This window comes from Novosphingobium mathurense, from assembly GCF_900168325.1.
GTDB lineage: Bacteria > Pseudomonadota > Alphaproteobacteria > Sphingomonadales > Sphingomonadaceae > Novosphingobium > Novosphingobium mathurense.
In genome coordinates this window covers 163,696-188,245 of record NZ_FVZE01000005.1, presented here as the reverse complement: position 1 = coordinate 188,245, position 24,550 = coordinate 163,696, and the positions used below count along the sequence as shown (strand labels likewise).

Sequence of the window (24,550 nt, the reverse complement as noted above, 5' to 3'; positions counted from 1 at the left end):
ATCAGGCTCACGCGTAGTAGGTCTTGTACGCGCCGTAATAGTAGCTGGCATCCTCGTAGCCGATGCTCGCCTGCGCTGAAATGTCGACCATCGACAGGCTTGCGCCGATCACGTTGGCGCCCACCGTCTCGAGCTGGCGCAGGGCCAGTTCGGCGGCGCGGATCGGCGTCTTGCGCCAGCGGACCATCAGGATCGTGCTGTCTGCCTTGGCCGCGATCGAACGGCTGTCGTCGATCGTGAGGACGGGCGGCGTGTCGAGGACGATGAAATCGAACTGCGCGCGCAGGGCTGCGATGATGTTTGCGAATTCCTGCGTATCGGCAAAGGGCTGGATATGCTGCTCGTCATTGCGGCGCGGCAGGATGAACAGGCCCGTTTCCGGATCGACGTAGAGCGCCTGATTGAGCTCTCCCTCGTTTGCCAGCAATGCGCGCAGGCCGATCGAGCCCTCGAAGCCGGAACCCGGGTTGGATACCCGGCGCCGCAAGTCGCAATCGACGAGGACCGCCCGCTTGCCCGACATGGCTGCGGAACGCGCCAGCGATAGCGCAACGGTCGTCTTGCCCTCGCTGGGCAGCGCGGACGTCACGGCGACGACCACCGGCCCACGCTTGGGCTGGTTGATCTGGATCGAGGTCTGCAACCAGCGGAAGGCTTCCGCGAACGATGATTGCGGACGCTCGACCACCAGCTGGGTCGGGTGAATCGGCTCGCTCAGATCCGCCAGTTCGGGCAGGTGCTTGGTGTCCGGGATGGAATTGAGGACGGTGACGCCCAGCCGCTTTTCGAGATTGCTTGTCGTTTCCACACCGCGGTCGAGCAGCTGCATCACGGCCACGACGACAGTCGAGGTGGCGATGGCGCCGATCAGGCCGATCAGGGCGAAAACGATGACGTTCGGGAATGCCGGCATGCCCGGGATGCGTGCCAGGGCGACGATGTAGGAATTGCTGCGCTCCAGCCCCTTTTGCGCCTGGGTCTGCTTGTAACGGTCCAGCAGCGAGAGATAGAGGGTCCGCGCGGATTCGGCCTTGCGCTCCAGCTCAGACAGGCCGACCGAGGCGGCATTGTCGCTCGCCAGTGTGCCTTCCGCACGGCCGAGGGAGCCCTGGATCGATGCCGTGCGCTGATGCGCAGCATTGGCCTCGTTGCTGAGATTCGCAACGATGCGCCTGACCTCGGATTCGATCTGCTCGTCGATATCGGCGAGTTCCTGCTTGGCTGCGGCTAGTTCGGGATACTTCGGACCGAATTGCTGGCGCAGGGACGCGACGCGTCCGCTCAGCTTGGCGCGCTGCGCGCGCAGGTTGCTGACGACCGGGGAATCGAGGGACTCACCCAGTTCCTGTCCGTTGCTGCCGCGGGCAAGCTGGGCCCGGGCGGTCGACAGGCGCGCATCGGCCTCGGCCTGATCGGCACGCAGCTGCGCCAGCTGGCCGTTGAGGCTGGAAAGTTCCGCCTGTGTCACGCTGCTGTTCTGACCGATGTCGAACAGTCCGTGCTGCGCGCGATAGCGGGCAACGTCGGCCTCGGCGCTCTGCACCTGGCCGCGCAGGTTCTCGAGCTGCGTTTCAAGGAAGCTGCTGGCCCGGCTTGTCGCGCCAGCCTTCGATTCCTTCTGGTTGTCGATGTAGGTCTGCGCCAGCGTATTGGCGACCTTGGCCGCGGTGCCCGGCGATTCCGACTGGTAGTCGATGTCGATGGCGTAGGAGAAACCGTTGCGCTTCACGCCCAGGTTGCCGAGCAGATGGGCAATCGCCCAGTTGCGCTGCGTCTCGACCGGCGCATCCTCGCCATCGCGCAAGGCCGGATTGAATTCCGGATCTCTGGTGAGCTGAAGCTTGTCAACGACCTCGCCTGCAAGTTCGGGCGACTTGAGCACTTCCACTTCGGTATCGACCGCTGCGGAGTCCGGAGCCACATTGGGCACGACCTGATCGACCTTGAGGACCTGTTCGGACCCACGCTCGAGCGCCACGGTCGTGGTCGCCACGTAGCGCGGCGGGATCATGAAGTAGATGGCCGCGACGATCGCGAAGACGATCAGGCTGACGATCATGACCAGCTTCTTGCGCCGCCGCAGGACCTGCATGAAGGCGCGCAAATCGATCAATGCACCCTGGTCTACAGGCGCATCGGGGCGAGGCTGATATTTGGCAAGTGGCTGTGGTCTGGCGTACATCAGAGCATTCCCGGGGTCATGCGCAACAGAAAAGTCAAATCTCACGAAGAGGCGAATGGTTCCGCCCCTTCGAAGCTGCAATCTTTGGCTAGTCTGATCGCTTAAGTGCTGGCTGTTTTAAGCGACCCGGCAACGCATTGCCTGACGGCATTAAATCAGCAATTCTGCAGTGCAGCAAGCCGGTGCTCGTTGGGGCGTGCGAAACGCGCGGCCTGCAGTAGGGGCAGGTCCACTCCGTGCTGTGCAGGCTCTAACCCCAAAGGAACATGCAGCCCGGAAGCGACGTCAGGGGCCTTCCATGCGGGTACGGGATGCGCGCGCCGGCAAAGGCGCGCTGTGCAGCGCGCGACACCGGCGATGGCAACTATCCGATATATAACCTACGAAAATATGACAGGAATCCGGGACTGCCTGCGAAGAGTATCCAGCTTCGCGATGGAGCGGGATATGCTTATGACGGCCCGTGCGGCGCAGCCATTGCTGCGCGGGATCGGTCCCGGCCCGGATGCCTCGGGCCATGCTCCAGGAGGTCGCGGCCGATTGGGCACTAAGGCCCTAGGATACCCCGATTAATCCCGATGCTTCGTGCCCCAGCCCCTCGGGGTAATACCGAATTGTCCAGCCACGCACCCTGCCCTCGACTGACGTTAGCGAAGGGCCTTTGAGCGGCGCGTGGCCGATGACATCAGCCGTAGCGACGATGCAGGGCAAGATCCTCGTTCTCGGCGTGCTCCGGCCGTGCGAAAGCCTGCACGGCACTATCGCTTTCATCGCGGACCTTGTTGCGCCTCTCGAGCCGGAAGCGGCCGACAATCTCGGTCAGGCGGCTGGCCTCCTGCGAAAGCGTGCGGGTGGCGGCGTTGGATTCCTCGACCATCGCCGCATTCTGCTGCGTCGAGGTCTCCATGCGCTGCACTTCGTCGTTGATTTCCTGCAGGCTGTCGGCCTGGGTGGAGGCGCTCGTGGCGATGTCGCGGGCCTCGCTACGGGCAACCGCAAGGCGCGAGATGATGACTTCCAGCGCGGACTTGGTCTGCGCCACCAGATCGACGCCGGCCAGAACGTCGCCGTTCGACTTGGAGATGAGTTCCTTGATGCTCTTGGCGGAATCGCTGGTGCGATGCGCAAGGGCGCCGACTTCGCTGGCAACGACCGCAAAGCCCTTGCCGGCTTCTCCGGCGCGCGCTGCCTCGACCCGGGCATTAAGCGCCAGCAGGTTGATCTGGAACGCGATGTTCTCGATCACTTCGCTGATCTGGCCGATCTCTTCCGAGGAATGCTTGATCTTGTCCATCGCGTCGATCGCGTCGGTGACGATTTCTCCACCGGCCGCGGCCTGATTGTCGACCTCGGCAATGGAATCGTTGACGCGTTTCACGCTCGCAACGGTCGACTGGATGCCGAGATTGACCTCGCTCATCACTTCCGCCGTGCGGGAGATGCCGGCGGCAGAACGCTCCGTGCGGTCGGCCAGGTCGTTGGCGGCCGCGCTGATCTCGCGCGAGCCGGTCTCGATGTTGCCGGCCGCATCCGAGATATCGACGATGATCGAGCTCAGCTCCCGCCGCATCTCATGGAAATCGTGGGTGATTTCCTTGTATTCCTCGGGAAGGTCGGAAAGCTGCGCCTGCAGGTTGCCGTCCTTCATCGCCTGCAGGGCCTCGCCCATCGACGCGATGACGGCGCGGCGGGCGCGTTCTTCCTCACGGAAATAGGCCGACATCGCGGCTTCCATGTCGACCAGCGCCACTTTCACGAAGGTGGCGATCATCTTGCCGGTCTTGCGCGCGCTGAGCGGGTTATGCAATCCGGAGGACAGTGCCCGCTCGATCATCTCTTCGAGAACGAGAGCGTAGCCGCCAATGTAGAACGAGGGATCGAGGCCGACTTCGGAGTGAACGCGGCCGATCTTCTCGGAGCGTTGCACCTGCTCGTCGTCGAAGCGGTGCGAGAAAAGCGCGTTCCAGTGCGCAAGCTGGGCACGGGCCGCATGATCTCGGATCTGCTGGGTCGGCAGCAGGCTGCTGGCATGATCGTCCGCCGCGATGCGCGCATAGAGTTTGTCGAGCGCCTTGGGCCCATGCTTCTCCACGATCGTCTTTATCGCAGGGTAGCTCGCGTAGTTCTCGCTATCGAGCTGTGCGAAGTCACGGCACTTGTAAGCCTTCTCGTTCGCCATGGTAAAAGCATCTCCAGTCATCGCTGCGGCACGGTGTCGCGCATCTCGGATGCTTTCCTTGGCGTACATTCGTTAGCATCGCATTGCGCGACCCCCGAGCAATTGACCAGATATGGGCCACGCCAATGCTGAACGCGGGGGACCACCGAGCGCGCCCAATACGCTGTAGCGCTTGGGAAAAAGCCTACCCGAACGTGGTTAAGGAATTCTTCGCAGTAGCCTGAGTGGCAACCGATATCATGGCCTTGGCGTCGCCATTCCCGGTTGTCGAAGCGAGCCTATGAGCGACTCAGCGGCACCTCGCCGCCATTCCGGAGCGACATCTGCCAGCATGGTGATTCGGCGCGAAAACCGTGCTGATTACATCGGCAGAAGATGTATTTGCAGGCCCGTAAAATAGTTTCCACAACTATTTAGACCCTCAAGAATACCCCCGGCTGCCCGCGGGAATGGCCGAGTTTCACTGGCTTGCACCGCCCCCCGAAGGCAGCTCCGCCCCCGCACCGACACCCCGGCACCGCATCTAATTACTGGTAGGCAAAGGCTAAATTTGTTACTCTTCGATTCTGAAAAGCAGAGGCAGGCGAGGTATTCTCGATGGCCACGAACGATCTCTTTTCGAAGTTCATGCGCTCATACGAAGCACACCGGGAAACCGAGTGGACGCTGGAGCAGTACCTGAGCAAGTGTCGCGATGACAGCATGCTCTATGCAGGTGCGGCAGAACGCCTGCTGGCTGCAATCGGCGAACCGGAACTCGTCGATACCGCAAAGGATGCAAGGCTCGGCCGCATCTTCATGAACCGGACGATCCGGGTCTATCCCAGCTTCTCCGAATTCTACGGCATGGAAGACACGATAGAGCGCATCGTCTCGTTCTTCCGCCATGCCTCGCAGGGGCTCGAGGAGCAGAAGCAGATCCTCTACCTGCTCGGCCCCGTCGGCGGCGGCAAGTCCTCCATCGCCGAACGGATCAAGGCGCTGATGGAAGCCCATCCGATCTACGTACTCAAGGCCGGAGACGACGTAAGCCCGGTGTTCGAAAGCCCGCTGGCGATCTTCGATCCCGACGTCGACGGCCCGGAGATCGAGGAAACCTACGGCATTCCGCGCCGCTACCTCTCCCGTCTGATGAGCCCGTGGGCGCGCAAGCGGCTCGACGAGTTCGGCGGGGACGTCTCTCGCTTCACGGTGGCGAAGATGCAACCCTCGCGGGTGCGGCAGATCGCCATTTCCAAGACCGAGCCGGGCGACGAGAACAACCAGGACATTTCGTCGCTGGTCGGCAAGGTCGATATCCGCAAGCTCGAACTGCTCTCGCAGAACGATCCGGACGCCTACAGCTACTCGGGCGGCCTCAATCGCGCCAACCAGGGCGTTCTCGAATTCGTTGAGATGTTCAAGGCGCCGATCAAGATGCTGCACCCGTTGCTGACGGCAACGCAGGAAGGCAACTACATCGGCACCGAAAATATCGGCGCTATCCCCTTCTCCGGCGTGATCCTCGCCCACTCGAACGAGGCCGAGTGGCAGAATTTCAAGAACAATCGCAATAACGAAGCCTTCATCGACCGCATCTACGTGATCCAGGTTCCCTACTGCCTGCGCATCGATGAAGAGCGGAAGATCTACGAAAAGCTGCTCAACAACTCGCAGTTGGCCGAAGCGCCCTGTGCGCCCGGCACGCTCGACATGCTGGCCCGTTTCTCGGTGCTGACCCGGCTCAAGGCGCCGGAGAACAGCAGCATCTATTCGAAGATGCGCATCTACAACGGCGAGATGCTGCGCGACATCGATCCGCACGCCAAGACGATGCAGGAGTACAAGGACAACGCCGGTGTCAACGAAGGCATGAACGGCATGTCCACGCGCTTTGCCTTCAAGGCGCTGGCGGCTACCTTCAACCACGACACCGAAGAGATCGCGGCCGATCCCGTGCACCTGATGTACGTGCTGGAATCGATGGTGCGGCAAGAGCAGCTCCCGGCCGAAACCGAGGCGCAGTACCTGGAATTCATCAAGGGTGAACTGGCACCGCGCTTCGCCGAATTCATCGGCAACGAAATCCAGAAAGCATATCTGGAATCCTACGAGGACTACGGCCAGAACCTGTTCGACCGCTACGTCGCCTATGCCGATGCGTGGATCGAGGATCTCGACTTCAAGGATCCGGACACCGGCCAGATGCTCGACCGCGATGTCATCAACCAGGAACTGACGCGGATCGAGAAGCCAGCCGGGATCGCCAATCCCAAGGACTTCCGCAACGAAGTGGTCAAGTTCGCGCTGCGCATGCGGGCGAACAACAATGGCCGCAATCCGAAGTGGAATTCCTACGAGAAGATCCGCGAGGTCATCGAGAAGCGCATGTTCAGCCAGGTCGAGGACCTGCTGCCGGTCATCGGCTTCTCGTCCAAGCGGGACAGCGAGACGGAACGCAAGCACGACGAGTTCGTCACCCGGCTCGTCGACCGCGGCTACACGCCCCGCCAGGTCCGGCGCCTCGTCGAATGGTACATGCGCGTCAAGCAGGCGGAATAGCAGCAGCGGGAGCGAAGGAGGTGTGCTGACCCGACATGCATATCATAGACAGACGCCTCAACCCACGCGGCAAGAGCCTGGTCAATCGCCAGCGTTTCCTGCGCCGCGCGCGAGATACCGTGCGCGGTGCGGTCCGGGATTCGCTGACATCGCGCAAGATCCGCGAGATTGAGAGCGAAGGCGAAGTCAGCATCAAGACCGGCGGCATCAACGAACCGACCTTCCGCCGGGACAGCCACAGCGGCAATCGCGATCACGTTCTTCCCGGCAACCGGGTCTTCCGCACCGGCGACAGGATCAAGCGCCCCCCGGGCGGCAGCGGTGGCGGCGGCGACGAGGCGGGCACCGGCGAAGGCGAAGACGAGTTCCGCTTCGTGCTCAGCCGCGAGGAATTCCTCGACCTGTTCCTGGAGGACTTGGAACTCCCCGATCTTGCCAAGCGGCGGCTGACCGGCAGCGATTCCTTCGACATCCGCCGGGCCGGCTACACGACTTCGGGCTCCCCCTCCTCGCTCTCGGTTCCGCGCACCATGCGCAACGCGATGTCGCGCCGGCTGGCCCTGCGCCGCCCGACCACTGCGGAGATCGAGGAACTGGAAAAGGAAATCGCCCGGCTGGAGGCCAAGCCCCGCCCGACCGAAAAGGACCGCGCCACGCTCGATGCCCTGCGCGAACGGTTGGCGGTGCTCAACCGGCGCCGCACGCTGATCTCCTACATCGACCCGATCGACTTGCGCTATCGCCGCTTCGAGCAGGAACGCAGGCCGATTTCCCAGGCCGTCATCTTCTGCCTGATGGACGTCTCGGGATCGATGAACGAGCACATGAAGGAACTGGCGAAGATCTTCTTCATCCTCCTCTACCTCTTCGTCACGCGCTGCTACCGCCACGTCGAGATCGTCTTCATCCGCCATACGGATTCGGCGCAGGAAGTGGATGAGGAGACCTTCTTCTACAGCACCGAAACCGGCGGCACGCGGGTTTCTTCCGCGCTCGAGGAGATGCTGGCCGTGGTGAAGGACCGCTATTCGCCGCTCGACTGGAACATCTATCTTGCCCAGGCCTCGGACGGGGACAACTTCACGCGCGACAACCCCCAGACCACGGCCCTGATGCGCAACGAAATCCTGCCGATCGTGCAGTACGCGGCCTATCTCGAGGTTTCCAACCCGCCGTCAGGCGGCGTCACGGGCGAAGAACGGGCCACCAACCTGTGGCAGGCCTATTCCGAAATCGGCGATGCCGGTGGCAAGTTCGCCATGCGCCGGGTCCACTCGCGCAAGGACATCTACCCGGTGTTCCGCGACCTGTTCAGCCGGCGCGGCGTCACGGCGCGCACCTCATGAACGCGCCAGCCTCCACCCTTCTCTACTCCGGCAGCGACTGGAACTTCGACACGCTCCAGCGCATCTACGAAGCCTGCGAGAACATCGCCATCGGCGAGCTGGACCTCAACGTCTATCCCAACCGCATCGAGGTCATCACCTCGGAGCAAATGCTCGATGCCTATGCCTCCACCGGCATGCCGATCTTCTACAAGCACTGGTCGTTCGGAAAGCAGTTCCTCGCCAACGACCTGCTCTACCGCAAGGGTCTGCGCGGGCTGGCATACGAGCTGGTGATCAACTCCGACCCGTGCATCAGCTACGTCATGGAAGAGAACAGCGCGACGATGCAGACGCTCGTGATCGCCCATGCCGCCTTCGGCCACAATCATTTCTTCAAGAACAACTACGTCTTCCGGCAATGGACCGATGCCGAAGGCATTCTCGACTACCTGGAGTTTGCCCGGCACTACATCGCCCGCTGCGAGGAACGCCATGGCCAGGCCGAAGTCGAACGCGTTCTCGATTCCGCCCATGCCCTGATGCAGCAGGGCATCCACCGCTATCCGCGTGCGGCACCGCTCAATCTCAACGCCGAAAGGAGGCGCGAGGAAGAACGGCGCGCCCATGAGGAATCGACCTACAACACCTTGTGGCGCACCCTGCCCAACAAGAAGCCGGCCCAACGCGAATCGCGCGACATGCGCCAGAAGTCACTGGGCCTGCCGCAGGAAAACGTGCTCTATTTCCTGGAGAAAAGCGCACCTCGCCTGCGCGGCTGGCAGCGGGAAATCCTGCGCATCGTCCGCCTGATCGCGCAGTACTTTTACCCCCAGCGCCAGACCAAGGTGATGAACGAGGGTTGCGCGGTCTGGGTCCATTACCGCATCCTCAAGCGGCTCCACGAAACCGGTCAGATTACCGAGGGCGCCTACCTCGAATTCCTGCACTCGCATTCGAACGTGCTCTATCAGCCGACTTACGATTCGGGGCACTATTCCGGCCACAATCCCTATGCGTTGGGGTTCGGGATCATGGAGGACATAGAGCGGATCTGCCGGGATCCTTCGGACGAGGACCGCAGGTGGTTCGCGGATTTCGCGGGCTGCGGCGATCCGCTGGACGTTCTCAAGGACGCCTGGGCCAATTACCGGGACGAAAGCTTCATCGCCCAGTTCCTCAGCCCACACCTGATCCGCAAGTGGCGCCTGTTCAAGCTCGACGACCGCGAAAAGGACGACGAAGTGCAAGTCGCCGCCATTCATGACGAACAGGGCTATCAGGAAATCCGGCGCACCCTGGCGCGGCACCACGACGTCGCCAGCATCGATCCGGACATCCAGATCGTCGACGTCGATTTCGACAGCGATCGCAAGCTGATGCTAGAACACAACGTGCGTGACCGCGTCCTGCTCCAGCGGGAGGAAGCGCGACAGGTCCTGCAGCACCTTGCCGACTTGTGGGGGTATCAGGTGATCCTGACCGAAGTCGACGCCACGGACAGAAAGACACTAAACAGTTATGCAATCGACCCCCGTCCTGGAATATTCTACTAGGTGCGACTTAGAAGCGGTCAAATGCAGCACCAGCGGTTTCCATCGGGGCAATTGTGGCGTAACTTGCCTTTTTTAAGTTGCCGGAAAGATCGGGCAGGCGTAATGCCGCTTGAGTTCCGGCGTGTCCGCCCTCGCTTGACTTGCGAGCGACGCCCGGGCGGCAATGATGGATCCGGAGGATGACGAATGGAAAGTAATCTTTCGTCGGCCGAATATATTGAGCGCGCGCAGATGCATGACGGTCTCGCCAACTCCACGGCAGACCCTGAAGCCCGCCAGATGCACCGCGCCATGGCAGCTGCCTATCGACGCAAGGCTGAACGTTCCGGGATCGATATGGCCGAGACGCCAATCGCGCGCGGCCCCGTTCTCGAAGCGGCGATACCCGTCGGCGCGCGCGCCTGAAGCGCAAGGCCGAAATGCACACATGACCTGACGCCGGCCCGGCCATTGCGACCGGGCTGGCGTGTGCCGTTTTCACGCCGGGCTTCGATTGGCAGAATCGGCGGGCTCTGGTATCGTGCGCCATGGAATGCGCTGGTTCGACCTGGCGCTCCGTACGGCCCCCTGCCCCCGATTGCCGTACCAGCAATGAACAGGCCGCCCCCGCGCTTCCGCGACACGCAGGAGGACGCCATGGCCATTTCACCCAACTTACGCAAATATCTCAGGTCTTGCGGCACGAGCTACGACGAGATCCCCCATTCGCGCACGTTCGCTGCCGCCAGGGCCGCCCATGCAGCCCACGTTTCGGGCAAGAACGTGGCCAAAGGCGTAATGATGCGTGCCGGCGACGATTACGTGCTCGCGGTGCTGCCGTCCTCGCGCCATGTCGATCTCGCCCGCCTTGGCGCCAGCCTCGGTTGCGACGTCAGGCTGCTGAGCGAAGCCGAAGCGGCGATGAGTTTCCCGGACTGCGAGTTCGGCGCGATCCCACCGCTGGGCGAAGCCTATGGGCTGGATTTCGTGGTCGATGACGACCTGCTCGACAGCCGGCTGCATGACGAGGACGAGATCTATTTCGAAGGCGGCGACCATCGCACCCTCATCGCCATCGAGGCCACAGACTGGCGCCGCATGATGAGCGACGCACGGCACTGCGCCTTCGCCGTCTGAACCGAAGCCAGGCCTGTAAAGCGGCGAGGTTACACCGCAAACGAAACGCCCCGCCCTGCCGGGTCGCAGGGCGGGGCGCAGGAGACCGACCGGTGACCGTGTCCGGCCACCGCTCGTAATCCTAGAATTCGGACCAATCCGCGTCGTCGACGACCTGGGCGACAGCAGTGTTGCCGACCGTCATCGGCGCGCTTGCCCGCCGCTGTGCCGGAGCGGCAGTGCGCGAAGGCGTCGACCGGCTTTCCGAAGCCTTGAACGAAACCACGCTGGCATCGCCGATACGGAACGTGCCGACGAGGTCTGCCAGGTTGTCCGCCTCGGTCGCCAGACTGCGCGCGGCGGCGGTCGATTCCTCGACCATTGCCGCGTTCTGCTGGGTAACGACGTCCATCTGGCCAATGGTGTCATTGGTCTGGCGCAGCTTCTCCGACTGTTCGGAGGAAGCGTTGCTGATCCGGGTGACGACATCGGTGGTGTTGTCGATGCGCGCGATGATCGAGTCGAGAGCCTCCCCGGTACGGCGCACCATGTCGACGCCCACCGCAACCTGTGAGGAGCTGGTCTCGATCAGCGTGCGCACGTCCTTGGCCGCCTCGGCAGAGCGCTGGGCCAGCCCGCGCACCTCGTTGGCAACGACCGCGAAGCCCTTGCCGGCATCGCCTGCGCGCGCAGCCTCGACGCCCGCATTGAGGGCGAGAAGGTTCGTCTGGAAGGCAATCGAGTCGATAACGGCGATGATGTTGCCGATCTCGGCCGTCGACTTCTCGATCTGCTCCATGGCGCCGACCGCCTGACCCACGACTTCGCCGCCGCGACGCGCCTCGTTGACCGCGGCATCGACACCGCGATGGGCTTCGGCAGCGCTCTGCGCGGTGTCCTGCAGGGCACGGGACAGTTCGCTGACCGCAGCCGCGGCCGAACCGATCTCGCTGGCATGATGCTCGGTGCGCTGGGCCAGGTCATCCGAAGCCTGGCTGATTTCCATCGAGCCGGTGCGGATTGCATGGGTCGAACGCGAGACCGACTGCATCGCCTCGCGCAGGCGTACGACCGTCTTGTTGAAGTCCGCACGCAGCGCGGCATAGGACGCGCCCAGTTCCGGCACTTCGATGGTCAGGTCGCCGCTGGCGAGACGACCCAGGTTGTCGCCGACATGCTTGATCATGTCACGCGCTTCTGCATCGCTGCGTTCCTTGGCCTTGACCGTATCGCGCAGGCGGGCAGCCGCACGGGCCAGTTCGCCGATTTCGTCCTGACGCTCGAGATGCTCGATGTGGCCGTTGAGGCGACCGGCTTCGATCTCGGCGATGGAATCGCGCACTGTGCCGAGTTCCTCACTGATGCTGGTGCGGATCGCACGGGCCAGCAAGTAGGAGATCAGACCGGCACCGAAAGCGATGAGCGAGGAAATGACCAACACCCAGAACGTGACGGCGCGCTGTTCTTCGTTGAGCAATTCGCTACGCACGATGACCGGCTCGCGAATCTGCTCGATCCCGTCGTCCACGCCGTTGCCCAGCGCGCCGATGCGATCGAGGCCCTCAGGGGTCGGCGGGCCCGCTGCAAAAGTCGCAGCAACCGCGTCGATATAGGCTTCGGCCTTTGCGTCAACGTCACCCGCGTGCTTGGCTTCCTCGCCTTCAAGATTTGCCTGAGCGTTCCTGATCGATGTCTTCAGGTCTTCGGCATTGCTTTCCCAATCCTTGCGCGTCTCATCGCTGCCGATCGCAGCATGACGGAACACGTCGCGTTCAAGCGAGGCAAAGTCCTTTTCCAGGAGGGCCGCGGAAAGCGCCTGCTCGGAAGTCTTGTCGTCCTTCTTGCTGGTGGCGAGCGAAAGCCCCGATCCTACCACTATCGTTGCGATGAGGCAGAGCGAGAGAACGCCCGCCGTGATCGATTGAATCGTCAGCCTGCGGTGGATCGATTGCCGGCGCAACCAACTCGTACCCGGCCCGGAACCGAACGCCATTCCTAAATCCCTTTCTGTGGACCCGTGATCTTTGCTGTCTCTTCGAGAGGACAGCTCACGTTCGGCTCTAGTCCGGGGCCCATGAAAATGGGGCTGTCACAAAACTAGGGGTTAGACCGGATCAGGCATTTCAGATTCGTCACGCCGGCAAATCGAGGTTTTTCAGTGCCGTGCCGCCTACTTACTCACCTGCAAGGCAGAGAATACGAGGATTCCCGAGAGCAGTGACACCATAGAGACGCGCTCCAACAGCTGAACCCCGGATAAACGGAATCCCCGCCCGGATGCCCGCGACTGCCTTGCGAACAGCAATATTTTTTACAGAGTTTGCACAAAGGACATCGTGCAAAGCGGACTTGTGCGAATCGACGCGCACCAGCGACGCGTACCGACAAGGCCCTGCCTCACCGAACTTGTGGCCGCTCAGGCAGTCAGAGCCACTTGTTGTCGCGATACCATTGCGCGGTCGCCTTGAGCCCCTCGCGCGTTTCGATCCGCGGCGACCAGATCGAAGCCGGAACCCGCCCCTTCTTGCCGACCACCCAGTCCGGATGGCTGAAATAGGCAGCACGGTCGGGCGTCATCTTGGCCTTGGTCCCGCGCAGGAAGTGGTCGAACTTCGCCACCCGGTCCAGCGCTGTCCGCGACATGCCCCAGATGCGCGGGCGCTTGCCCATGGCCCAGCCTATGGCGAGCCCCATCTCGTGGTGTTGCCAACCGTCAGGCCTGCCATCGTCTGGTTCGAACAGCTTGCCCGTCACGTGCTCACCACCGGGTACGAGCGCGACGAGCAGGCGGGCAAGATCCTCCACATGGATCATCGAAGCGCGTCCCTCGGACGGCACCGGGATCACGCCCCAGCGCGCTGCCCGGAACAGCTCGAACATTTCCCTGTCGCGCGGCCCGTAAATCGCCGGCGGACGCACGATGGTCCAGTCGAGCGGGCTTGCGCGGACCAGCTTTTCCGCGCGCGCCTTGGAGGCGCCATAAGCGGAAAGTCCGGGCTCGCGCGCACTGAGCGACGAGACATAGACGAAGCGGGGGATGCCCTTGGCAACGACCGTCTCGATCAGGTTCAGCGTACCGGTGACGTTGCCTTCCTCGAAACCGGCGGCATCGGGCGCATTGACGACACCCGCGACATGGATCGTCGCCTCGGCGCCGCGCATCAATTCGGAAAGCGAAGCGGTGTCCGACAGTTCTCCCCTGATCCAGCGGACATGCTGGCGCGGCTCCTGCTCGCGCCGGGTCAGGGCCGCCACTTCATACCCCTCGGCGATCGCGGCATCGAGCACGGCCTGCCCGACGAATCCGGTCGCCCCGGTCAGCGCCACCAGCGGGCGCTGTTCGAATGCGGTAACCGTCATTTCAGCACCAGCTGGTCACGATGAACGACCGAGGACCGGGGCGCATAGCCAAGAATATCGGCCTGCTCGCTGGAATGGTGACCGCGGATCTGCTCACACTCGGCCGCATCGTATTCCGACAGGCCGTGGGCGAGGACACGGCCCTGCCCGTCCTCGATCGCAACCGGATCGCCGCGCAGGAAAGCGCCGCTCACCCCTGTGATGCCCTTGGCAAGCAGGCTCGATCCGCGCAGCAGTGCCGCTGCCGCGCCGTCGTCGACGACGATGCTGCCCTTGAGACGCAGACGACCGCCCAGCCAGGCCTTGCGCGCGCCGGTCTTGCGCCGCGGAAGGAACAGCGTGCCGATGCCTTCGTCGACGATCCGGGCCACCGGACGGTCATGCTGGCCATTGCCGATGACGAGCGCGATCCCGGCCAGTTCGGCGATCTCGGCAGCCTGCAACTTCGAGATCATGCCCCCCGAACCCATGCCGGAATTCGATTCCGCGCTGGCCATCGCGTGGACCTCGGCCGTCACGCCTTCGACAACCGGAATCATGCGCGCGCCCGGCTCCTTGGGATGCCGGTCGTACAGGCCATCGATGTCGGACAGCAGCAGAACCGCGCTTGCCTGCGCGGCCTGCGCAACGCGGGCAGCGAGGCGGTCGTTGTCACCGAAGCGGATTTCATTGGTGGCGACCGAATCGTTCTCGTTGATCACCGGCACCGCCCCGGCATCGAGCAGGCGCGTGAGCGTCGCGGTGACATTGAGATAGCGCCGGCGATCCTCAAGGTCCTCCAGCGTCAACAGCATCTGCGCGGCGGTGAGCCCATGGCTACCGAGCAGTTCGGCCCATAGTCCCGAAAGCGCGATCTGCCCGACCGCAGCTGCAGCCTGCGCATCGGCGAGCGAGCCGCGACCGCCCTTGTCCAGACCCAGCGTCGCGGCGCCCAACGCGATTGCGCCGGAAGAAACGACGATCACCTGCTGGCCGCGCGCACGGGCCGCGGCGATCTCGGCAACGAGGCCGGTCAGCCATTCGCGGCGGACGCCTTCCTTCCCGACGAGCAGCGCCGACCCCACCTTGAGAACAAGGCGAGGCGCATGAGACTTGTCGGAAAGATCGAACAGGCGGGAAATGGGCATCGGAGCCGAGCCTCTAGGAGAATTGCGGCGCCCTGAAAAGCGCCCGCTTGCAATCAGGTACGCGGATCGTCCTGTTTGAGCAACGGATGGAAGTAAAGTCCCATCCTCAAACTTCGCGATACATCACAAGGGCATCGACCAGCCCCTGCTCCGGATGGGCGAAAGCGCGCGGCAGCCGGCCAACCGTCTCGAACCCCAGCGAATGCCACAGGCCCACCGCACGGACATTGGTGCTCACCACGAAATTGAACTGCATCGCCCGGAATCCCTGCTCGTGTGCCTGGACCAGCGAGTGTTCGCACATCCGGCGCGCCACGCCCCTGCCGCTTGCCGAGGCCCGCGTCACGTAGCCGCAATTGCAGACGTGGCTGCCGCCGCCGGCCTGGTTGGCGCGCAGGTAATAGGTCCCGAGGATTTCGCCGCCCTGCTCGGCAACGAAAGTCTGCCGATCCGACCCCATCCAGCAGGCAAGGGCAGCCTCGCGCGTCATGTGCCGGTCGAGCGCGTAAGTCTCGCCCGCAGCGATCATCGGCAGGATGATCTGCGCTATCGCATCCGCATCGCCCGGCGTCGCGCGCCTGAGCGTCAGGCGCGCATCTGTCAGATCGGCGACCAGGGTTTGTCCTCGGAGTCTTCCCGTTCGCCTTCTGGGCGTTCGGTGACGGTCGCGGCAGGCAGGTACTCGATCACCGCGTCGAGCAGCTTGGACATGCCCTTGCCGGTCGCGCCGGAAATCGGGAACACCTCGTCGGCACCGCCCTTGAGCAGTTCCTTGGCATATTCCCGCGCCAGCTCGTCATCGACGAGATCGATCTTGTTGAGCGCCACCAGGCGCGGCTTGTCCTCAAGGCCGCCGCCGTAGGCCTCAAGCTCCTCTTCCACGACCTGCATCGCCTCGACCGGGTCGGTGCTGGAAATGTCGATGAGGTGGACGAGCACGCGGCAGCGCTCGATGTGGCCGAGGAAACGGTCGCCGATCCCCGCACCATCGGCAGCGCCCGCAATCAGGCCCGGAATGTCGGCCAGCACGAACTCGCGGTGCTTGTGGGTCACGACGCCCAACTGCGGGCGCAGCGTGGTGAAGGCGTAGTCGCCAACCTTGGCCTTGGTGTTCGACAGCTTGTTGATGAAAGTCGACTTGCCGGCATTGGGCATGCCGACGAGACCAACGTCAGCCAGCAGCTTGAGTCGCAGCCAAACCCACAGCTCCTCGGCCGGAATGCCCGGCTGGTGCTGGCGCGGAGCGCGGTTGGTGCTGGTCTTGTAGCTGGCATTGCCGCGACCACCCATGCCGCCTTCGAGCAGGGTCACGCGCTGGCCCGCCTCGGTCAGGTCGGCCAGCACCGTTTCGCGGTCCTCGTCGGAAAGGATCTGCGTGCCGACCGGCACCTTGATCACCAGGTCCTTGCCGGCCGCGCCATTGCGGTTCTTGCCCATGCCGTGGCCGCCGCGCGGGGCCTTGAAGTGCTGGGTATAGCGAAAGTCGATCAGCGTGTTGAGGCCGGCAACCGCTTCGAAGATGACGTCGCCGCCCTTGCCGCCGTTTCCGCCGTCGGGTCCGCCGTACTCAACGTACTTCTCGCGACGGAAGCTGACCGCACCCGGGCCGCCTGCGCCCGAACGGATATAGATCTTGGCCTGGTCGAGAAAATGCATCGTGGTTTCCGGCGGTCTCGCTCGTGGGTCCGTTCACGCAAGGACCAGCCCTGCCCGAACAGTGCCGGTGATGGACCAAGCCAATCCGGCACTCAAACAAAAAACCCGGCCGCGCCCGACCGGGTGAGATCCGGAAGCATTCCGGACCAGCGCAAAACTTCAATTACTGGTGGAGCCGAGGGGGATCGAACCCCTGACCTCGTCATTGCGAACGACGCGCTCTCCCAGCTGAGCTACGGCCCCGTTCCAGCAATCGCACGTAGCGGACTCGCCACCACGCGAGCGGCTCCCTTAGCGAAGAGAACCCACCCATGAAAGAGCAAAAATGCGCGAAGCGGACTTTCAGCCCACCTCGCGCATTCCTGCAATCAGGTTACTGCTGCAGCACGCCCGAAGCTGCCTGCGCCTGCTGCTCGAAGGTCGGACGCACGGTGATGTTGGCCTTGCCGTAGCGCGCTTCCCATGCCGCAAGGTCTGCCTTGTACTGCTCATAGCTGTCGAAGAACGACTTGAACGGCGCTTCCATCTTGGCAAGACCGGTGAAGGCGAAAGTCTCGAACTGGCCCGCATTGACCGTTTCCAGCTCCGCAGTCAGGTCCATCGCGGCCTGGCAGAAGTTCGCATCGACCGGCGGCAGCGAGAAGAAGTTATAGACCTGCGTCTGGTAGGTCTCGCGTGCCTTGATCGCCTCACGCCCCTTGTGCTGGGTCTGGAAGCTGCGGTCGATCTCGCGGTTCGCGGCATTGAGCGGCTTGGCATAGACCTTCAGGAAGCGCTTGTAGCCGTCGAGGATCGGCTGATACTGCACTTCCACGCAGTTGAGCGCCGCCACGTTGTAGGCCGAACGCAAGTTCCACACCGCCTGCGAGGTGGATATGCCCGAGTTCACCGTCTGGCGCACGCCGTTCACGTCTGCAGCCGGGACCGTCATGTTCTCGGGTGCACCCATCGGCGGCGTCGGCTTGGGCGGGATCACGACAACCGGCGGCGGCGGCGGCGGCGGCGGTGGCGGGGTCGAGCAGCCGGAAAGAACTGCGATCGTTACGGCCAGGACCGAGCCGGCCAGCAACGGCGCGCGGCGAACAAGCCCTTTCATCTTGTGGTTTTCCACCCTGTATCACTCCATCAGAACGGCCGGAATCCTATCTCCGCCTTGCGGCAAAAGAAATGCCCGGTGCGACGAACCGCACCGGGCATAATAGCAATGCCTGCCTGGACTGTGGATTACTCGCCCCGCGAGCGGGACGAGCCGCCATGTCCGCCCCGATCAGTCCCTCTGGCCGAGGAACGAGAGCAGGAACTGGAACATGTTGATGAAGTCCAGGTAAAGGCTCAGCGCGCCAAGGACGACCGCCTTGCCGACGAACTCCGTACCACGCAGTTGGTAGTACTGGTTCTTCAGCATCTGGGTGTCGTAGGCAGTCAGGCCGGCGAAGATCAGCACGCCGAGGATCGAGATCGCAAGCTGCAGCACCGTCGACCCGACGAACAGGTTGATCACCATCGCAACGAGGATGCCAACCACGCCCATGATCAGGAACGTGCCGAAGCCCGAAAGATCCTTCTTCGTGGTATAGCCGAAGAGGCTGAGACCAGCGAAGGCAGCCGCGGTCGCGAAGAACGTCGTCGCGATCGAGCTGGCGGTGAAGACCAGGAAGATCGCCGAGAGCGACAGACCCATGACAACGCAGAAGCCCCAGTAGAGCATCTGCAGCGTCGAGGTTTTCATCCGGTTCACGCCGAAGTTCATGGCCAGGACGAAGCCGAGCGGTGCCAGCATGACTACCCACTTGAGCGGGCTCGACAGCAATTGCACGGCCATGCCGGACGACGCGAAGAGCATCGCCACGATCCCCGACAGCAGAACGCCGGAAGCCATGTAGTTGTAGATCGAAAGCATGTGACGGCGCAGGCCCATGTCAAAGGTGGCCTGGCCAGCCGTGCGTCCGTCAAGGCTCGGAGACGCACCGAAGCCCGAGCGGGGCTGGGGGTCGTTCCAATTCGCCATTTCTAACTCCCTTTCCCGGCGCGCGCACAATGCCGTGGCCGGTTACACAATGAATATCGGCGCGCGCAGCCCAATATTCAAGAAAAACCGGACGTCGCGGATTGTGTCAAAGTGTAACCAACCGGGGCGAACGCCCCGGCGTCACTCAAGCCTTGCGCGCTTCGGCCGCCATTTCGGCATTGCGATCGCGCGATGCTTCCATGGCCGCGGCAATCACCTTGGCCAGCGCGTGGTCCGCATCGAGCACGTTCATGCCGGCACGGGTCGAACCGCCCGGGCTCGCGACCTTGTCGGCCAGTTCGCCCGGCGAGACCGGCGGCTGAGCCGTGGCCTGCCCGGCGGCAAGTTGTGCGGCGCCCTCGACCATGGCGATTGCGAGGCGCTGGGACTGTCCGGCGTCGAGGCCGAGGGCCGTCGCCCCTGCCGCGAGGGAATCGATGAAGCGATAGACAAAGGCGGGACCGCAGCCGGCTAGCGCCGTCACGGCATCGAACAGCTCTTCACCGGCCAGCCATTCCGGTGTGCCGAGCGGCTGCATGAGTGCCGTCACGGCCCCGCGGCCCTGATCGTCGAGTCCGCGGGAATCGAGGGCGATCGGCGACTTGCCGATGGCCGCAGCAAGGTTCGGCATGATCCGCACAACAGCGCCTGCTTCGGGAAAGCGGGCGGCAAGGCTGTCGAACTCGACGCCGGCAAGGATCGAGAAAAGCACCGTTTCAGCGCCCACCAGCGGCGCCAGCGACGGCGCGAGATCGTCGAGGCCCTGCGGCTTCACGCCCAGCATTATGGCATCGAAGCGCTCTTCGGGCAGTTCGCGCAGCAGGGTCACGCCCTCCGGAACGGCCTTGCGATAGGGGTCGACGACCGTGAAACACGAGGCCGGGATACCGCCTGCCAGCCATCCGTCGAGCATGGCACCAGCCATGTTGCCACAGCCTACGAGCAGGATGTTCTGAAAGCGGTCCATGTCTTCTCCTGTTGGGGGAACGGCTTGAATTGCCGCCCCAATTAGGCGCGCCGCCCTCGCCTGCCAAGGCCCAAAGCGCGGTTTTCAGCCGGACCAGCCCGCTCCGCTCTTATAACAGCGTCAGGCTTCTCCGGCCGCATCGACGAGCGCTGCCGAGAGCGCTTCGGAGGGGGTCTTGTCGCCCCACAGGATGAACTGGAAGACCGGGTAGAAGCGATCGCATTCCTCGATCGCCGCCTCGACTACCATCTGCGCCTGACCGGGGCCGAGCAGGCCGTCTTCGCCCAGCATCAGACCATGGCGATAGAGAACCACGCTGCCGTTGGACCAGACATCGAAATGGCCGACCCAGAGCTGTTCGTTGATCATCGCCAGCGCTTCGTAAACCGCCGGGCGCTTGGCATCGGTGACGCGAATGTCGGGCAGGCACAGGAGCTGGAGCACCCGGTCCTCGCGCCGCCAGACTGCCTGGATCTGGTAGGTCGCCCAGCTTCCCTTCACTTCCGCCGAGATCTCGTCGTCGGACGTGTGTTCGAATGGCCAGTCGCGGGCTTCGAAAAGGCAGGCGAGCATCTCCACCGGAGCGGCATCGTCCTCGCTGGCCATCTCGTCCTGCACCGTTCTCATAAATCCTGACATTCATCCTCCGAGATATCTGGAGCATGGATGTCTTGCTTGCCCGGGGCAGCACAATGCAGGAGACCGAAACGCCTGCGCAAAACTGCACAAGCCTGTTTACAGGATGTGGATAAGACTAAACCAAAGATTAACCGCAGCCACCAGCCATCAGGAAGTTTACTACGCCTGATCGGTGTTTAGTTTGCGCTGGACACCGTCATTTGGTCGGCAATTCGTCCACGACCTGACCTGCCGGGCTGGTCCAGGGCAAGGCGTTCGCAACATCGGCCTTGCGCACTTCGGCGGCAAACTCGTTCGCCGCCTTGCTCGTCTCGAACGGCCCGACGAGGATGCGATTGGTCCGGCCCATCTCGCTGACATAGGGCTTTCGCCCCTTGAACAGCGCCGGGGTCTCACGCAGGTGCCGACGCCAGTCGAAGGCGATGGCTCCCTTGTCGCGGCCCACGCCGATCTGCACCCAGATCCGGCTCGGATGCGCGGGTGGCGGCGGCGGAGCCGGTTTCTCCGGCTTGGGAGCGGGCTTGGGTTCTTCCTTCGGCTTGGGCTTGGCCGGAACGATCTTGCGGATGTCGACTGCACCGGACGCGGGCATTGCCTGCGTCGTCGGCCTGCCGAGGTCGGCAAAGATGTCGCTGAGCGAAAGCTGGTTCGGCCCGGGCTCGGGTGGCGCCTCCGCAACGGGCGTGGACACCGGGGCCTGAACCGGAGCCGCCGAAACCTGGGCATCGGGAGCCCTGACAGGCGTCACCGCCGATGCCGAACCGCCGATACGCGCCAGATCGAAACCGCCGGAAGCCGGAGCAGACGGCCTTGCGGGCGCCTGGGAAGCAGGCGTAGCGGCCACGGCGACAGAGGTTGGCACCGGACGCGTTGACGGCGTGGGCGTGGGCGTGGGCATGGGCGTGGGCGCCATCGGGCGCGAAGGCGCCGGCGTAGGTGTCGGCGCGGCCTGAGCCATACTTGCGGCAGCAGCCGCCTGTCGCGCAGAGCTGGCGTTCACCGGCGGCAGTTCGCCATTGGCATCGCGCGGAGGCAGCTCTCCTGCATTCCGCTCGATCGCAGGCTTGGGATCGGGCGGCGCAACGCGGTCCGCCGAAGCCGAGGCCAGCGCGGCCTTGCGACGGTTCTCGGTGACTTCTGCCTCACGCCTCGCCTGTTCGGCCTGCGCCTTGACTGCCTTCTGCCGGCTCGCCTTGTCCGAAGGCTTGCCGGATGCCGACGACTGCGTATTGGCAGCGCTGGAGGGCAGCGCGGCCGCCAGTTGCACGGGCTTGTAGGAAGCGATGCGTGGATCGTCGCGGCCGATTTCCGATGCCTTGGGGAACTTGCCGAGGTTGGCCGCAGCAGCCTGCTGCGCCTTGGTCAGGCGCGGCATGTAGCGCAAATAGGGCGCCACGTTCTGGGCCAGCGGGGCAGGCAGGATCCGGTTCGCCAGATCGACCGCTTCCTTGGTGTCACCCACGATGGCCAGCGTGAAAGCGCGCGTTCGCCAGCCCGGCTTGTCCTGCTTGCGCAGCAGGGGCAGCAGAGTCTGTTGTGCCGCCTCGACATCGCCCGCGATGGCCTGACTGACGGCATAGCGCATGCGCGCCTCGTCATCGCCCGAACCGTCGAGCGCACCGATGTAGTAACGCTGGGCGGTTGCATTGTCGCCGACAAGGTCGAAGGCCAGGCCGCGGTCAGAAGCGATCTCACTGGCCCTGGCTCCTGCCCGTTCGGCCTCGGCAAAAACGGGAATCGCCGCAACCGGATCGCCGCTCAGCACCAGCGCTTTGGCCAAGCCCGACTTGATTCGCGCATTGTTGGGAGAAAGGTCTTCGGCGCGGCGATAGAAGCCGATCGAGGCGTCATAGTCGCCAAGGGCACGCGCAGCATCCGCAGCGTCCATCAGCGCATTGACGTCGCGCGGATCACGCCCGAGCCGCGTCAGGGCATCGCTGAGCTTCTGCGGATCGACACTGGGAATCGCCTGCACGATAGGCCGCGAGACGACCGGGGCACTCTGGGCCGATGCGGCGGCAGGGACGAACGAAACGGCAGCAAGGCCTACGCCTGCCAGGAACCGCGAAACCCTCAGCTCAAACCGCAAGATTCAGAAACCTCTATCGCAACGGCGACCATCGCACGCGCACGCCGTCAAATGAATTGCCGGGCTCCCCCATGCCGCCCGGTCGATGAACCTGCAGCGAACGGGCCGCCGACGCAATCATGCAGCGCGGCAGACGGTGCCGGGGATGCCACAAGAAGCAGAGGCGGCAACTGCAGTCACCGCCTCTGGCCTTGTACCGTTACTGGTTGTTCTGGCGCCCAAGGAAGCGCGGGATGCTGATCGAGGCGCTGTCCTCATCCTCATCCGACTGCGCGCTGGCTGCCGGCTTGGGCCGGGACAGGCTGGTCATGCGCTCGAACAGGGTGCTGCCACCGCCGGCAGCCGGCTGCGCCGGTGCGGGGCGACGCGGGATCGGCGTGGGGGAAGGCGCCGGAGCGGCCTGTCCGCCATCGAGCATCAGTTCGTCCTGGTTGCGCGCCGGTTCGGAAGCTTCGGCCTCAGCACCGAGGTCCAGCGGCTCCTTGCGCGGCGTGCGCAGTCCGGAAAGGCTGGCATAGCTGCCCGAAGCGGCTTCCTGCTGCTCGTCAGCGCCCTCGATCTCTTCGCTCGCGCCAAGTTCGAGCTCGTCGAACGACTGCGGCGCGGGAGCGGAGGCGACCGGTTCGACCTGCGGCGCAGGCGCCGGCTCGGGCGCGCTCAATTCAATCGGCTCCGGCTCGCTGGGCGTTTCGACGGCAACCGGGCGGGCAACGGCCGGACGGACCGGGCCGCGCGAGGCGCCAAGGCTCATCGGGCGAGAAGCCACTTCGGCCTGCTCGGCGGTCTGCTCGATGCCGGTAGCAACGACCGAGACGCGGATCTTGCCCTGCAGGTCCGGGTTGAACGCCGAACCCCAGATGATGTTGGCATCGGGATCGACCAGTTCACGGATGTGGTTGGCCGCTTCGTCGACTTCGAGCAGCTTCATGTCGTCGCCGCCGATGATCGAGATGATGACGCCCTTGGCGCCCTGCATCGACACGCCGTCGAGCAGCGGGTTGGCGATCGCCTGTTCGGCCGCCTCGAGCGCACGGTTCGGGCCTTCGCCCTCGCCCGTGCCCATCATCGCCTTGCCCATCTCGCCCATGACCGAACGCACGTCGGCGAAGTCGAGGTTGATCAGGCCGGGCATGACCATCAGGTCGGTGATCGAACGCACGCCCTGCTGCAGCACTTCGTCGGCAAGCGAGAACGCTTCCTTGAAGGTCGTCTCCGCCTTGGCGACGAGGAACAGGTTCTGGTTCGGGATGACGATCAGCGTATCGACGTGCTTCTGCAGCTCTTCGATGCCCGCTTCGGCCGAACGCATGCGACGCGTGCCTTCGAACATGAAGGGCTTGGTCACGACGCCGACAGTCAGGACGCCCTTTTCACGCGCGGCCTGCGCGATGATCGGAGCGGCACCCGTGCCTGTGCCACCGCCCATGCCCGCCGCGATGAAGACCATGTGGACGCCGTCCAGCAGACGGTCGATTTCCTCGAGCGTCTCCTCGGCAGCGGCACGGCCCACTTCGGGACGCGAACCGGCACCGAGGCCCTGGGTGATGTCCGGCCCCAGCTGCACGCGGGTTTCGGCGATGGAATTGTTGAGGGCCTGCGCGTCGGTATTGGCCACCACGAAGTCGACACCCTCGATCTGGGCCTCGATCATGTTGGCAATAGCGTTACCGCCGGCACCGCCGACGCCGATCACGACAATCCGCGGGCGAAGTTCGTCAATCGCTGGCGGTCCGATGTTAATGCTCATTTAGCTCTCCTGCAGGCACGTGCGCGAAGAAATCACTTTGACTAGCCTGATTGCACGCTTCGACTCGTCCACGCAAAGC

Annotated in this window: 18 protein-coding genes and 1 tRNA gene; 5 read left to right on the top strand and 14 right to left on the bottom strand. The window is 63.8% G+C overall.

Translation table 11 applies throughout. The features are described from left to right. Positions 1–7 precede the first annotated feature (7 nt). Both B5483_RS15695 and B5483_RS15690 read right to left on the bottom strand, forming a co-directional pair. Positions 8–2,182 carry a GumC family protein gene (locus B5483_RS15695; protein ID WP_079731089.1) on the bottom strand — a complete coding sequence of 725 codons (2,175 nt, stop codon included), beginning with the start codon at positions 2,180–2,182 and terminating at the stop codon, positions 8–10. A 685-nt stretch (positions 2,183–2,867) separates the two neighbouring features. After that, the gene (locus B5483_RS15690) at positions 2,868–4,361 is read right to left on the bottom strand and encodes a globin-coupled sensor protein (protein WP_054945721.1); all 1,494 of its coding nucleotides are present in this window, start codon (positions 4,359–4,361) and stop codon (positions 2,868–2,870) included. 597 nt (positions 4,362–4,958) lie between these two features. On the opposite strand from B5483_RS15690, the gene B5483_RS15685 reads away from it, so the two are divergent. The 5 genes from B5483_RS15685 to B5483_RS15665 all read left to right on the top strand — a co-directional run bounded on the left by B5483_RS15685 (position 4,959) and on the right by B5483_RS15665 (position 10,899). Further along, complete coding sequence (locus B5483_RS15685; protein WP_054945569.1) at positions 4,959–6,902, top strand: PrkA family serine protein kinase; 1,944 nt, start codon at positions 4,959–4,961, stop codon at positions 6,900–6,902. A gap of 35 nt (positions 6,903–6,937) precedes the next feature. Beyond that, a complete protein-coding gene (locus B5483_RS15680) occupies positions 6,938–8,248 on the top strand; it encodes a YeaH/YhbH family protein (protein WP_079731088.1) in 1,311 nt (436 codons plus the stop codon). Beyond that, positions 8,245–9,783 carry a SpoVR family protein gene (locus tag B5483_RS15675; protein WP_079731087.1) on the top strand — a complete coding sequence of 513 codons (1,539 nt, stop codon included), beginning with the start codon at positions 8,245–8,247 and terminating at the stop codon, positions 9,781–9,783. The genes B5483_RS15680 and B5483_RS15675 overlap by 4 nt, the downstream gene beginning before the upstream one ends. A 186-nt stretch (positions 9,784–9,969) precedes the next feature. Then, positions 9,970–10,188: a hypothetical protein gene (locus tag B5483_RS15670; RefSeq protein WP_054945566.1), complete on the top strand. Its 219-nt coding sequence runs from the start codon at positions 9,970–9,972 to the stop codon at positions 10,186–10,188. Between the two features lie 186 nt (positions 10,189–10,374). After that, positions 10,375–10,899: an aminoacyl-tRNA deacylase gene (locus B5483_RS15665; protein ID WP_245829294.1), complete on the top strand. Its 525-nt coding sequence runs from the start codon at positions 10,375–10,377 to the stop codon at positions 10,897–10,899. Between the two features lie 121 nt (positions 10,900–11,020). Here B5483_RS15665 and B5483_RS15660 read toward each other — a convergent pair whose 3' ends face one another. The 12 genes from B5483_RS15660 to ftsZ all read right to left on the bottom strand — a co-directional run bounded on the left by B5483_RS15660 (position 11,021) and on the right by ftsZ (position 24,471). After that, on the bottom strand, positions 11,021–12,871 hold the full coding sequence (locus tag B5483_RS15660; protein WP_079731086.1) for a methyl-accepting chemotaxis protein: 1,851 nt from the start codon (positions 12,869–12,871) through the stop codon (positions 11,021–11,023). 431 nt (positions 12,872–13,302) lie between these two features. Then, positions 13,303–14,238: an NAD-dependent epimerase/dehydratase family protein gene (locus B5483_RS15655; RefSeq protein WP_054944271.1), complete on the bottom strand. Its 936-nt coding sequence runs from the start codon at positions 14,236–14,238 to the stop codon at positions 13,303–13,305. Beyond that, positions 14,235–15,365 carry a glutamate 5-kinase gene (gene proB, locus B5483_RS15650; RefSeq protein ID WP_054944270.1) on the bottom strand — a complete coding sequence of 377 codons (1,131 nt, stop codon included), beginning with the start codon at positions 15,363–15,365 and terminating at the stop codon, positions 14,235–14,237. Before proB ends, B5483_RS15655 begins: the two co-directional genes overlap by 4 nt. 106 nt (positions 15,366–15,471) lie before the next feature. Beyond that, positions 15,472–15,954 (bottom strand): GNAT family N-acetyltransferase, encoded by a 483-nt coding sequence (locus tag B5483_RS15645; RefSeq protein ID WP_054944269.1) that lies wholly within the window; start codon positions 15,952–15,954, stop codon positions 15,472–15,474. Positions 15,955–15,965: 11 nt separating this feature from the next. Beyond that, positions 15,966–17,021, bottom strand: coding sequence for a GTPase ObgE (obgE, locus tag B5483_RS15640; RefSeq protein WP_079731085.1), 1,056 nt, complete (start codon positions 17,019–17,021; stop codon positions 15,966–15,968). 167 nt (positions 17,022–17,188) lie between these two features. Continuing rightward, positions 17,189–17,264 (bottom strand) — tRNA-Ala (locus B5483_RS15635). Between the two features lie 130 nt (positions 17,265–17,394). Continuing rightward, on the bottom strand, positions 17,395–18,117 hold the full coding sequence (locus B5483_RS15630; RefSeq protein ID WP_054944275.1) for a hypothetical protein: 723 nt from the start codon (positions 18,115–18,117) through the stop codon (positions 17,395–17,397). A gap of 171 nt (positions 18,118–18,288) precedes the next feature. Then, positions 18,289–19,029, bottom strand: coding sequence for a Bax inhibitor-1/YccA family protein (locus tag B5483_RS15625; protein ID WP_054944267.1), 741 nt, complete (start codon positions 19,027–19,029; stop codon positions 18,289–18,291). A 145-nt stretch (positions 19,030–19,174) separates the two neighbouring features. Further along, positions 19,175–19,996 carry a pyrroline-5-carboxylate reductase family protein gene (locus tag B5483_RS15620; protein ID WP_079731083.1) on the bottom strand — a complete coding sequence of 274 codons (822 nt, stop codon included), beginning with the start codon at positions 19,994–19,996 and terminating at the stop codon, positions 19,175–19,177. A gap of 120 nt (positions 19,997–20,116) precedes the next feature. Beyond that, complete coding sequence (locus tag B5483_RS15615) at positions 20,117–20,635, bottom strand: type III secretion system chaperone family protein (protein ID WP_079731082.1); 519 nt, start codon at positions 20,633–20,635, stop codon at positions 20,117–20,119. Positions 20,636–20,831: 196 nt separating this feature from the next. Beyond that, the gene (locus B5483_RS15610; protein ID WP_245829289.1) at positions 20,832–22,724 is read right to left on the bottom strand and encodes a tetratricopeptide repeat protein; all 1,893 of its coding nucleotides are present in this window, start codon (positions 22,722–22,724) and stop codon (positions 20,832–20,834) included. A gap of 199 nt (positions 22,725–22,923) precedes the next feature. After that, positions 22,924–24,471: a cell division protein FtsZ gene (ftsZ, locus tag B5483_RS15605; protein WP_079731081.1), complete on the bottom strand. Its 1,548-nt coding sequence runs from the start codon at positions 24,469–24,471 to the stop codon at positions 22,924–22,926. Positions 24,472–24,550: the final 79 nt, after the last annotated feature.